Here is an 11,661-nt window from a genome sequence, read left to right on the forward strand (position 1 = left end):
CAGGTGATTTTCAAACTATAGTTTATCCTTCGCCGCCTGCGTAAATTTACTGGCGAACACGAAGTCGTTTAACTGTTGATTGTCTGTTTTCGCGATTTCCTTATTGGAGCCTTCCCACTCTTTTTTTCCATTGTAAAGGAAGATGATATTGTCGCCGATGCCCATTACTGAGTTCATGTCATGGGTTACCACCACTGTTGTGATCTTGTATTCCTCGGTTAGTTCGTTAATCAATTCGTCAATCACAATAGCTGTTTTCGGGTCCAGTCCCGAGTTGGGCTCATCAACAAAAAGATACTTCGGCTGCATGGAGATTGCCCGCGCAATACCCACACGCTTTTTCATACCTCCCGATAGTTCGGCAGGGTAGAGCTTATTTTTTCCTGCCAGGTTCACTCGCTCAAGGCAGAAGTTTACGCGCTCTTTTTTCTCTTTCGTCTTCATTTCGGTAAACATGTTGAGCGGGAACATGATGTTCTCCTCCACAGTCATCGAGTCAAAAAGGGCTGAACTTTGAAACAGCATGCCGATTTCTTTGCGGATATCTATCCGTTCCTCGAAAGTCATTCTCGTGAAATCCCGGCCGTCGTACATGACAGATCCCTGTTCGGGCTCATGTAACCCGACCATGCATTTCAGCAGTGTAGTTTTTCCGGAACCCGAGCCACCAATGATCAGGTTACACATTCCCTCCCTAAACACTCCTGAGATGCCTTTCAGGACGTAGTTGTCACCGAAAGTTTTATGAATGTCGTGAATTTCTATCATAATAAGAGTTGTGCCACTAAGTAATCGGCAAATAAGATCATAATGCAACTTACTACTACTGCCCGGGTGCTGGAGATGCCCACATCAAGTGCGCCGCCAGACGTATAAAAGCCCTGGTAGGCAGAAACGGAGGTAATGATGAAGGCAAAAACTACCGCTTTCACCATAGATACGGTAAGCGTAAATCCTCTGAAGCCGTCAATTGTTCCCGCGATGAAATCGTTCGCTGTTACTGCTCCTGAAATGGTTCCTGCCAGGTATCCGCCCCAAATACTTAAACCAATGGAAATGATGACCAACATTGGAATTGTTACTACCGCTGCAATTATCTTGGGCAGAATCAGGTAGCCGGGCGAATTAATTCCCATTATCTCCAGGGCATCGATCTGCTCGGTTACCCGCATGGTCCCGATCTGCGATGCAACGCTCGACCCTACTTTCCCGGCAAGAACGAGGGCTGAAATGGTAGGACTCAGCTCGAGGATAGTCGAGTCTCTCACGATCATCCCAATAGTGGATTTGGGGATCAGGTCACTTACCAGCTGGAAAGCTGTTTGTACAGTGGTTACCATCCCCAGGAAAACAGAAATAATGGAGATGATCCAAACTGATCCTACTCCAATCGAATTCATTTCATGAAAAATTTCTTTTCTGTAGATGTTCCACTTCTCCGGCTTTCGAAAAACGGCTTTAAGTAATAAAATATATTTTCCTAGCGGATAAAAGATCATATTTGATTTTTGGCTAAAAATAAATTATTTAACGTTACTGTTCAATTTTACTTTTATCGAATGAATGCAGTTATCACCGGAGCGACTAAGGGCATGGGTCGGACCATCGCTGTCAAACTTGCACAAGCAGGCTTTAATCTGATACTTTGCTCCAGAAGCCAACACGAAATCGATGATTTTTGTCAGGAACTTATTGCGGCAAATCCTCAAATTATAGCCTCTGGCCTAAAAACCGACTGTTCTAACCCTGCGGAGGTGAAACGGTTTGCAAACTTTGTACAACAACAGTTTGAAACAGTTCATGTTTTGATTAATAATGTCGGGGTTTTTCATCCGGCCTCCATTTTAGACGAAGAGGAGGATGTATTGGCGACCCAGATGCAGGTGAACTTCAATACGGCCTACGTTCTTTGCAGGGCCTTCGGGCGCAAGATGCGGGAACACAAAGCGGGTCACATCATCAATATTTGTTCCGTTGCAGCTTTAAACCCTGTTGTAGCGGCAGGATCTTATTCTGTAACAAAGGCAGCCTTGCTGAGTCTAACCAAAGTACTTCGGGAGGAATTGATGGAACACAAGGTAAAGGTGACAGCCATTCATCCCGGGTCGACTCTCACAAATTCATGGGAGGGAACAAGCATTCCGCCTGATCGGTTTATAGCGGCGGAGGATGTAGCTGAAACGGTGCTTGCCTGTTTGCGCATGAGCCCCGGAGCAAATCCCGATGAAATTGTGATCAGGCCGTTGGAAGGAAATTTATAACATTCAATTATGGAGAAGAAACTGGAACGAGATGAAGCCAATAAAATGATTGCCGGCGTGGCAGCCGGATTGGCAGATTATATGCACGTAGAGGTAACCTGGGTGCGGGTGCTCTTTCTGCTGGCTGCAATTTTCGGTTTCGCAGGCGTGTGGGTTTACCTGATCCTGTGGATAGCTGTGCCCGCAAAGTCTTTATATTCGGGATACTCTGCCTTCGATACGGATTACAAGGTGTTTTCGGATCAATCACGGACGTATCAGGACCCTGTCGTAAAGCCGGGGTATGAGCCAACCTACGTGAAAGAAAAGCGCGGAGATAGCGGGAGGTTAGTTGCCGGGATAGCGCTTATTGTAGTTGGTGGTTTTTTTCTCCTTCGGGAGTTTAATATCATTCCTCACTGGTTCTCAGTAGCTAAATTGTGGCCCCTGATCTTCATCATCATCGGCTTGATCATGCTCGCCACCTCCGGAAAGAAAAACAAAGTAATTTATGAGCCGAAAAATGATATTCCTGCCGGCGACAATCCTGTTAATTCAAATGATAAACCGGGCGATCAGCCTTTAGCCTAGCAATATGAGAACTGAAAGAATTATCTGGGGACTTATTTTCGTTTTTATCGGAGGAGTGCTGTTGCTCGATAACTTCGAAGTAATCGACTTCCACTGGGAAATTATCTGGCGCTTCTGGCCGCTTGTCCTGATTGTAATCGGTGCTAATATGCTTTTCAGTCGGGATAGTTCCGACAGATCCGGCGCCGTCGCGGTGGTGATCACCATCGCAGCTCTTGCATTTATTGCCTACGAGGGCAGCCGTGCCGTCCCCTATCAGGACGAACGCTGGTTTGACCGGGATGAAGAGGAGGAAAATATCAGTACCCGCCCTGGCCGCAGTTCCAGCAATTTCTCTGAACAGCTTACGGCCGGAGTAAGATATGCGGAACTAAATATCAGTGGCGGAGCTACCAAATACGTCCTCCAGGATTCGACCATTCAGCTTTTCGAGGCAGAGGTGAAAAAGAATTTCGGGAACTATTCCCTCTTCAAAATTTCCAAAGACAGTGTGGATGTTCTGAACTTCAAGATGAAGGGAAAGCAAAACTGGAATATGGATAACGTCCGTACCAACGAGGCATTCATAAAGTTGAACCCCTCCTTGATTTGGGATATAAATCTGGAAATGGGGGCAGGCAAGTTGGATTTCGATCTAAGTAAGTTCAATGTGCGCAACCTGAAGTTTGAGGGAGGGGCTGCATCCGTTAATTTGAAGTTGGGCCAGCCAGAAGCAATAACGACTGTTAGTGCAGAGACAGGGGTTTCGGGAATTGAAATTGCTGTTCCCGAGGCAGCTGCCTGCCAGATTCGCCTCGACTCCGGCTTATCGTCTTCCGACTTTGAAGGATTTACCAAGCTGGAAGATGGGAGCTATGAAACGCCAAACTTCAAGACAGCCACCAAAAAGATAATTATTGACTTGGAAGGGGGACTGTCGAAGTTCGAAGTGAAGCGCTATTAGCTGCGGTCTGCCCCGGCTTGCTTTTTACGCTTTTGGACCTGATTTTCGCCCCATAAGCAACATCCAGTCGCTATACCTGTTTTGCTCTATTGGGCTTAAGGCTACGCCTTTTACAAACCATTTCCTTACTTTTGTATTATTCCAAAAAATACTATGGTCTCTGATACGAATTCTGCGCTGAAAGGAAAATACTGCAATTCTCTTACTCAATATTCCCGGTTTGTTACCCGGGAAGTGGCTGTTGGAGATATTCCGCTGGGAGGAAATAATCCTATCCGTATCCAGAGTATGACCACCACGGATACCATGGACACCCTTGGTACGGTGGAGCAGACGATCCGTATGGTAGAGGCGGGCTGCGAATACGTTCGTATTACGGCCCCCAGTATGAAGGAGGCGCAGAACCTGGCAGAGATAAAAAAAGAATTACGCTTTCGCGGTTATAATGTGCCACTGGTGGCGGATATTCACTTTACTCCCAATGCTGCCGAAGTGGCTGCCCGGATCGTAGAAAAGGTGCGGATCAATCCCGGCAACTATGCGGACAAGAAACGCTTCGACCAGTTGGAATACACACCTCAGGAGTATAGTGCGGAGTTGGAGCGGATCTATAGCAAGTTTGCACCCCTGGTAAAAGTCTGTAAGGAATATGGCACTGCCATGCGCATTGGTACCAATCATGGGTCGCTCTCTGATCGCATCATGAGCTACTATGGTGATACGCCGAGGGGAATGGTGGAATCAGCAATGGAGTTTATCCGCATGTGCGAAGATCTGAGCTTCTACAATTTGGTTATCTCCATGAAGTCCAGCAATCCCCAGGTCATGGTACAAGCCTACCGGCTTCTGGTGGAAACGATGCAAAATGAAGGGATGAACTACCCGCTGCATTTAGGGGTTACCGAAGCCGGGGATGGAGAAGACGGCCGTATTAAATCTGCCGTAGGCATTGGAACGTTGCTGGAAGATGGACTGGGCGATACAATCCGCGTGTCACTTACAGAGGAGCCGGAGTTTGAAGCGCCTGTTGCAATTGCTCTTGCCAATCGTTATTCCAGCCGCGGTACCGCTTCCGCTCATTTCACAGCAGCTGGCGAAGCAACACTTCCCGCCGGTTTTAGTCCCTACGAATACCAGAAACGGGAATCCGCAGAATTAAACACCTTTATCGGTGGACATCAGGTGCCGAGGGTAATTGTGGATCTTTCAAAGGCCAATCTGAAGGATCCGTTCATTCTGTCCGATGTTGGATATAACTATTCGGCAGTTCTGGACAAATACAATATGGGCGAGCAGTCCATTGATTTTGTTTACTTCGCTGATCAGTTGCCCTCGTTTTCGATGCCGGGAAACCTGAAACAGTTGTATAACTACGAGACCTGGAAGAGCTTATCGAAGAAATATAACAGTCATCCCCTGTATGGTTTGCAGGAATACCTGCAGGCGGAGGTGAGGGATACAGCATTGAACCTGGTTTGCATAAGTCATGCTGACTTAGCCGCAGGAGCACTAGACAGTCTGGAGCCAGACAACAGCCTGGTCTTCGTGTTGGAAACAACGGAAGTGCACGGAATGGCAGACCAGCGGCAATTCTTCTTCAAACTTGCTGAGCGGGGTATTCGAACGCCTGTCATCATCAAAAGAACTTATGGTTTTGAAGCAGAACAGGCGGCCTCTGATGTGATCTCGACTTTTCAGCTATATGCAGCCACCGACGCGGGTGCTCTGCTGGTGGATGGTTTTGGCGATGGGATCTGGCTGGATGCTCGTCAGATTGACACCAAGACTATCGTAAGTACATCTTTCGGAATTCTTCAGGCCACGCGTTCCCGCATTTCGAAAACCGAATATATCTCTTGTCCTAGTTGTGGCCGCACGCTGTTTGATTTGCAGGAAACCACTCAGATGATTCGGAGTCGTACCAGTCACCTTAAGGGGCTGAAGATCGGCATCATGGGCTGCATCGTAAATGGCCCCGGAGAAATGGCCGATGCCGACTATGGCTATGTGGGAACTGGTCCTGGTAAAATCACCCTGTATCGTGGCAAGGAAGTAGTGAAGAAAAACGTCAATACCGAGAAAGCCCTCGATGAGCTGATCGAGATCATCCGCGAAGACGGCAACTGGGTAGAAGCGCATCAGGAGCAGTTATAGCTTATTTTAAAGCTGAACGGGCCATCCAAGCGTTTTTCACTGCAGCGCCCTCGTCTGAGAGGTGCTACTCTTTTTTGATTCTCTTCGGAAGATCTGTAAATTATACCATGCGAATTACTCTTAGAATGTGCTGTGCATCAGCAGTATCGCTTCTGATGTCGGCAGGTACCTTCCTGAATGCTCAACATCGACTTAACCTGAACCTGAAGAGAGAGCTGGACAGTATTTATACGGTAGATCAAAAGTACAGAGGAGCGTTATCGAGCCTAAACCAGGGAGCAAATGCAGATTCTATTGCCGCTGTTTTCGGTAGACCACGGGAAGGATTAGATTGGTTTCTGATGCAGGAGATGGGTAAGGCCGATTCGGCAAATTTGGTACGGGTAAGAGGAATTATCAAGTCGTACGGTTATCCTGGTAAGACCCTCGTTGGGGTGCCAGCTAACGAAACGGCTTGGTATGTGATCCAGCACTCTTCATTCATAAAGGAATTTATCCCCCATATAAAACAGGCTGCTAAGGAAAAGGAACTGCCTTATCGTTTATATGCACAAATGGCAGATCGGCTCCTCATGCAGGAAGGTAAGGAACAGCTTTACGGGACTCAAGTCTATGGTTTAAGGACTGTGAATAGGCAGACAGGAAAGGAGGAGTGGAAAACGTTTGTATGGCCGATAAAAAAGCCGAAGAATGTGAACAGGTTGAGACGAAAAGCCGGTTTCCCCAAAACTATTGAAGAGCATGCTGCGTCTTTCGGCTTGGAATACAAGCTTGTTACCCTGGAAGAAGTCAGGGTATTGGAGGAGCATATTAAGAAATAGGAACTGCCTTCATTTATTTACTTTTACCTATTTTAGTTCTTAATAAAGTAGGTCCATCGCAGGTCGAAGATCCTGCAGTAGCCTAAAACCCATAGTAACCTAAAAGATTATGAGCAATATCAGTCGTGATACCAAAGGGCTGAGCGTAGAGCAGCGCCAGGACCTGATCAACCTGTTGAAAGCCCGTTTCGAGAAAAACATGAAACGTCACGAAGGGCTGGATTGGACAAAAATACAAGCGAAACTGCAGGCGAGCCCTGAAAAGCTTTGGTCGCTGGACGATATGGAAGTCAGTGGAGGTGAGCCCGATGTTATTGGTTATGATGAGAAGACCGACCAATATATCTTCTGCGATTGCTCCCCTGAAAGTCCGAAGGGACGCCGTAGTATTTGTTATGATGGTGAAGCCCTGAGGTCGCGAAAGGAACATAAGCCTCATCATAGCGCCATGGAAATGGCAGCAGAAATGGGTATTGAAATGTTAACGGAGGAACAGTACCGTGAACTTCAGAAGCTCGGTAATTTCGATACGAAAACCTCCAGTTGGGTGCAAACCCCCGAAGAGATCAGGAAGCTGGGAGGTGCTCTTTTCGGCGACCGCCGTTATGGGCAGGTATTTATCTACCATAACGGAGCAGAATCCTATTATGGTGTCAGAGGTTTCAGGGGATTATTAAAAGTCTGAAAAGTGTCCGGAAGGTTTATAGTAAAGAGGAGAAGGTCATAAACACTTCTCCTCTTAATTTTATCAGTTTTTTATAAGCTTACTTCCTGAGCAGTCTTACCTCGTAGATTCCTGCTATTGCCGAACCGGCTTTCGCTTTGAATTGCACTTTTATAGGGTTCTTGTTTCCCCTGACGATTGCTGCAGGAAGATCGAAAGTTTTGGTGACGAAATCGTTGCCTTCGTCGCCCTTCAGGGAGATTGAAGAGAGCAGCGCGTCGTTTACGTAGATATCAAAGTCTTTATTGCGATCTGCCCCGAAATAGGTAATGCTTAGTTTGGAAGCCTGACTATCAGGATTTCTCATATCATAACTGAACCAACCTTTACCATTTCTATAATGCTGCTCCCTGAACATCCCCGTTTCGGTATGCTCTCCCTTGAAATTATGATCCGACTCCGGCTGCTGTTCGCCTGCAATCACCAGGTCGACGGTATTTGCTTCCAACGCCAGCTTCGCCTCTTCCTTCTGTTTCATCGACTGCAGTACTTTCGGAAGCTCTTCACGACTGGTGAAGGGCCAGTAGATCACGTAGCGGGCATCATGGACCTGATAGAAAGGAACCAGCTTCAGGTCTTTATAGCGGTCCTGATGAATCAACTCACTTGCAGAAAAACTTAAGCCATTTCCGGCCGGTTTAATCGCCGCGACAAATGCTTCTTTGTTACCGACAAGCAGTGGCGCTTCTTCCAGCGGAATTATTTTTCCACTGGCGATATGTCCCATACGACTGTCATCAGCTCGCAGTTTTGTTAAATCATTTGTGCCAGTTGTAGCGGCCAGCACCAGGGGGCCGTGAACAAAAGAAAGCCAATTCGACTTGTCAGGGAGCTGTTCAACCATAGTTTTCATGGGTAGCGTTACCGCGATTTTATCGCCATTTTTCCAGGTTCTATCGAGGCTAAGATAGCCGGCCGGGTCAACCTTGCCACTCACTTCCTGATTATTTACCTTCACCAGCATTGGTCCGGCCAACCAGGAGGGCTGACGTAATTTCAAGCTGAAGCGCTGCGACTTCTTCAATGACATCGTGAACGTAGAGCGCTCTTCCTGCGGAAAGGTTGTCTGCTGATTAACAGCTATTCCCCGTTCTTTCCAGGTAAGGGTAGAGGGGATAAACAAGTTTACATAGAGATTCTTTTCGTCGTTTGCATAGATCATCTCGCCATACTTTCCATGATTTTCAATGCCCGATCCCACACAACACCAGAATGATTGCTGCGGTGATGAATACACCCGGTAATGATTGGGACGGATAGGAGTGAAGTAGACGAAGCCACCTTCGGGGTGTTGGGAAGAAAGGATATGGTTGTAAACGGTGCGCTCGTAGTAGTCGAAATACTTCGAGTCAGGATTCTCGAGGAAAAGTTGTTTACTTAGCTTCAGCATGTTATAGCTGTTGCATGTCTCAGGTCCTTCCCGAGACTCCAGCATGGATGAGAAGTTGTTGGGCGGATTGAAATGCTCGCGGACACTGTTTCCACCGAAAGCAACTGTCCGGTTGTTGACAACCGTATTCCAGAAGAAACTAGCCGCTTGTCCATAGCTTTTATCTCCTGTTTGTGCAGCAATACGCGCAAAGCCGATCACTTTCGGTATCTGCGTATTCGCATGGAGTCCGTTCAGGGAATCTTTATTTTCGGCCAGTGGATTCAGAATAGTTTGGTGCGAGAATTTCTTTGCCAGTTCCAGGTAGCGCTTATCTCCGGTTATAAGGGCTACATCAGCAAATACCTCATTCATGCCGCCATGCTCGCTGCGCAGCATGTCCTGCATCTGGCCCTCCGTCAGCTTAGCGGTCAGGTTAAGCGCCCACTCTGACAATCCTATAAGTATTTTTTTAGCTTTTTCACTCCCCGTAAGTCGGTAAGCGTCCACCAGTCCGGCGTAAGTTTTATGGATATTATACCAGGGCACCCACTTATCATTCAACGAAAAGCCTCCCGCCTTGATCTTTCCCTGGGCTATATCGTTCCACATCGCCTTGCTTCCCGGAACGCCTCCTACGTAACCGTTGCCATTTTGCTGCTGGCATTTTTCCAGCCAGTCGAGCATATAGTTTAGTCGGTCTAAAAAAACTTTATCGCCTGTGCTCGCATACATCTGCGCGACTGCTGTTAGGTAATGCCCACCAATATGCCCATCCAGGCCGGTATTCTCCCAATTGCCGTAACTTTTTGCTTTTGGTTCAAGACCAGCCTCCCGCAGAAATGGAGCAAGCAAGCGATCCGCGTCGAGAGAGAGAATGTATTTTGCATCCGTTTGCTGGGCCTCTAAAAAAGGACTGGGAAGCAATCGGACTGAGGATAGCGGGAAGGGGCTGAGTTTTGAGCTTTGACTAAAAGCTCCCCAGCTACTGAGTGTCAATAGAGCAATAAAAAATCTTTTTCTCATATCCGTTTAGGGTGTGCTAAGTGCTTTCTTCGATGTCCTGGTTAGGGACATCGCTTAATTGGTGTTATTGGTTGTTCTGATTAGTAAATGCAATTTAATACTTTTTTTTAATTGTCAAATTAACATTTTAAAAAGTAGGGTGGGTGTAGAGCAATGTCTGAAATGAGGCTGATTGTCGCTAAGTATTTAGCCAGCGAATGTTAACTCTAAAATAAGATCTAGGACTGCATGCCATTAAGGTCGGTGTCACTTCCTAAAACAGCTATACACATTAAGAGTGTATGGAATCACAAAAAGAAGAACAACAGATTAAGGGAGAGCGGCTAGCATATCGCTTTTCAATCGAGGAAAAGAAGGAAGCCGTCCGGGCTGTAGAAAGAGGAGAATTAGTTAAATCAGTAATTGCCCGTTACCGGATCAGTGACAAAACGCTGGCAAATTGGAGAAATCGGTATAGCCAAACTCATAAACCGGTAGCTCACCGAGTTTATAAATTCTCAGAAAAGCGTTCAGTACTACGCGCTATTGAGAAAGGTATGAGCGTGAGTGATGCAGCCATAGCTTTTGGAATACGGAATAGTGGCTCTATTCGGGAATGGATAAAGCAAACAACCGCGGAAAATGCCGACCTTAGTGCTATTGCCATGAAAAAAGCGCAACCACAAGAGTCTAAAGAGCAAGATCTGGAAACACTCAGACAGCAGTTGGCCGAGGCCCAGCTAAAGATTAAAGCCCTGGAGACATTGATCGATGTAGCTGAAGAACACCTGAAGATTGATATCCGAAAAAAGCCTGGTGCCAGGCAGTCACCAAAATGAAAGAGGACTATCCTGGCACAGGTATAAAGATACTGTGCCGACTGTTTGGCAAAACCCGCCATGCCTGGTATGATCACCAGTGGCGTCTGAAGGATACCGGTGTTAAAGAGGATATTATTCTGCAACATGTATTGAACATAAGAAAGGATCTGCCGCGGGTTGGGACACTGAAACTGCAACATATAATTACTCCGCAATTGGCTGCTCACGGCATTTCATGTGGTAGAGATTATCTGTTTGACCTAATGCGCGAACATGGTCTGTATATCCGAAAACGTAAGCGACGGGTGATTACCACCGATTCCAGACACTGGATGCATAAATATCCCAACTTGGTAAAGGAGTTGAAGGTTACGCGCCCTGAGCAGCTCTGGGTAAGTGATATCACTTACATTCGAATAAGTTCGGGCTGGGCCTATCTGAGCCTGATCACCGATGCTTATTCGCATAAAGTGATGGGATATTGCTTGAGAAAGGACCTTTCTGCCCAGGGCTGTATAGAGGCGCTGGAAATGGCATTGGAGAACAGGGATTACAATGAGACCCTGATCCATCATTCCGACCGCGGCTCACAGTATTGCTCCAAAGAATATGTAGCACTTTTAATTCAGAACAAAGTAGCAATCAGCATGACAGAGAATGGCGATCCTTACGAGAACGCAATCGCAGAACGCATGAACGGTATTCTTAAATCCGAGTTTGACTTATACGTATCACAGCAAGGGCTGGCAGAAACAAAGCAGCATATCGCTCGGTCCGTTGCTGCCTACAACCAGATTCGGCCGCACGACAGTTGTGACCGCCTCACCCCCGAGAAGGCTCATCTGCAAAGTGGAATATTAAGAAAACGATGGAAAAGTAGAAATCAAATAACCGCAACACCACTTGTATAGTTCATAAAGGAATAACAAATTGCAGTGTATAATTGAATTAGTAATAAGCAATAAACCTGTATAGCTATTTCAGGACGAGACA

The 11,661-nt window shown here is 46.7% G+C and carries 11 protein-coding genes; 8 read left to right on the forward strand and 3 right to left on the reverse strand.

The genetic code is table 11. The features are described 5' to 3' along the window. Nucleotides 1–15: 15 nt before the first annotated feature. Together J4N23_RS13455 and J4N23_RS13460 are read right to left on the reverse strand one after the other, a co-directional pair. Nucleotides 16–768, reverse strand: a complete 753-nt coding sequence (locus J4N23_RS13455) for an ABC transporter ATP-binding protein (RefSeq protein WP_207428010.1) — start codon at nucleotides 766–768, stop codon at nucleotides 16–18. Continuing rightward, nucleotides 765–1,499: an ABC transporter permease gene (locus tag J4N23_RS13460; RefSeq protein ID WP_207428012.1), complete on the reverse strand. Its 735-nt coding sequence runs from the start codon at nucleotides 1,497–1,499 to the stop codon at nucleotides 765–767. Before J4N23_RS13460 ends, J4N23_RS13455 begins: the two co-directional genes overlap by 4 nt. Nucleotides 1,500–1,559: 60 nt before the next feature. On the opposite strand from J4N23_RS13460, the gene J4N23_RS13465 reads away from it, so the two are divergent. The 6 genes from J4N23_RS13465 (at nucleotide 1,560) to J4N23_RS13490 (ending at nucleotide 7,434) form a co-directional block, all read left to right on the forward strand. Further along, a complete protein-coding gene (locus J4N23_RS13465) occupies nucleotides 1,560–2,261 on the forward strand; it encodes an SDR family oxidoreductase (RefSeq protein WP_207428013.1) in 702 nt (233 codons plus the stop codon). A gap of 9 nt (nucleotides 2,262–2,270) precedes the next feature. Then, entirely contained in the window at nucleotides 2,271–2,831 is a 561-nt protein-coding gene (locus J4N23_RS13470) for a PspC domain-containing protein (RefSeq protein WP_207428014.1), read from the forward strand. Nucleotides 2,832–2,835: 4 nt separating this feature from the next. Further along, on the forward strand, nucleotides 2,836–3,774 hold the full coding sequence (locus tag J4N23_RS13475; protein ID WP_207428015.1) for a LiaI-LiaF-like domain-containing protein: 939 nt from the start codon (nucleotides 2,836–2,838) through the stop codon (nucleotides 3,772–3,774). Nucleotides 3,775–3,927: 153 nt separating this feature from the next. Next, the gene (gene ispG / locus J4N23_RS13480) at nucleotides 3,928–5,928 is read left to right on the forward strand and encodes a (E)-4-hydroxy-3-methylbut-2-enyl-diphosphate synthase (protein WP_207428016.1); all 2,001 of its coding nucleotides are present in this window, start codon (nucleotides 3,928–3,930) and stop codon (nucleotides 5,926–5,928) included. Nucleotides 5,929–6,035: 107 nt separating this feature from the next. Further along, nucleotides 6,036–6,749, forward strand: coding sequence for a DUF6624 domain-containing protein (locus tag J4N23_RS13485; RefSeq protein WP_207428017.1), 714 nt, complete (start codon nucleotides 6,036–6,038; stop codon nucleotides 6,747–6,749). Between the two features lie 109 nt (nucleotides 6,750–6,858). Then, complete coding sequence (locus J4N23_RS13490; protein WP_207428018.1) at nucleotides 6,859–7,434, forward strand: DUF4256 domain-containing protein; 576 nt, start codon at nucleotides 6,859–6,861, stop codon at nucleotides 7,432–7,434. 79 nt (nucleotides 7,435–7,513) lie between these two features. On the opposite strand, the gene J4N23_RS13495 is transcribed toward J4N23_RS13490, so the two are convergent. Beyond that, nucleotides 7,514–9,868 carry a glycoside hydrolase family 127 protein gene (locus J4N23_RS13495; protein ID WP_207428019.1) on the reverse strand — a complete coding sequence of 785 codons (2,355 nt, stop codon included), beginning with the start codon at nucleotides 9,866–9,868 and terminating at the stop codon, nucleotides 7,514–7,516. A 281-nt stretch (nucleotides 9,869–10,149) separates the two neighbouring features. On the opposite strand from J4N23_RS13495, the gene J4N23_RS13500 reads away from it, so the two are divergent. Together J4N23_RS13500 and J4N23_RS13505 are read left to right on the forward strand one after the other, a co-directional pair. Continuing rightward, nucleotides 10,150–10,686: a transposase gene (locus J4N23_RS13500; protein ID WP_207427094.1), complete on the forward strand. Its 537-nt coding sequence runs from the start codon at nucleotides 10,150–10,152 to the stop codon at nucleotides 10,684–10,686. After that, the gene (locus J4N23_RS13505; RefSeq protein ID WP_207427095.1) at nucleotides 10,683–11,579 is read left to right on the forward strand and encodes an IS3 family transposase; all 897 of its coding nucleotides are present in this window, start codon (nucleotides 10,683–10,685) and stop codon (nucleotides 11,577–11,579) included. Before J4N23_RS13500 ends, J4N23_RS13505 begins: the two co-directional genes overlap by 4 nt. The last annotated feature ends 82 nt before the right edge of the window (nucleotides 11,580–11,661 follow it).

It is taken from the genome of Pedobacter sp. SYSU D00535, from assembly GCF_017355855.1.
Lineage (GTDB): Bacteria > Bacteroidota > Bacteroidia > Sphingobacteriales > Sphingobacteriaceae > Desertivirga.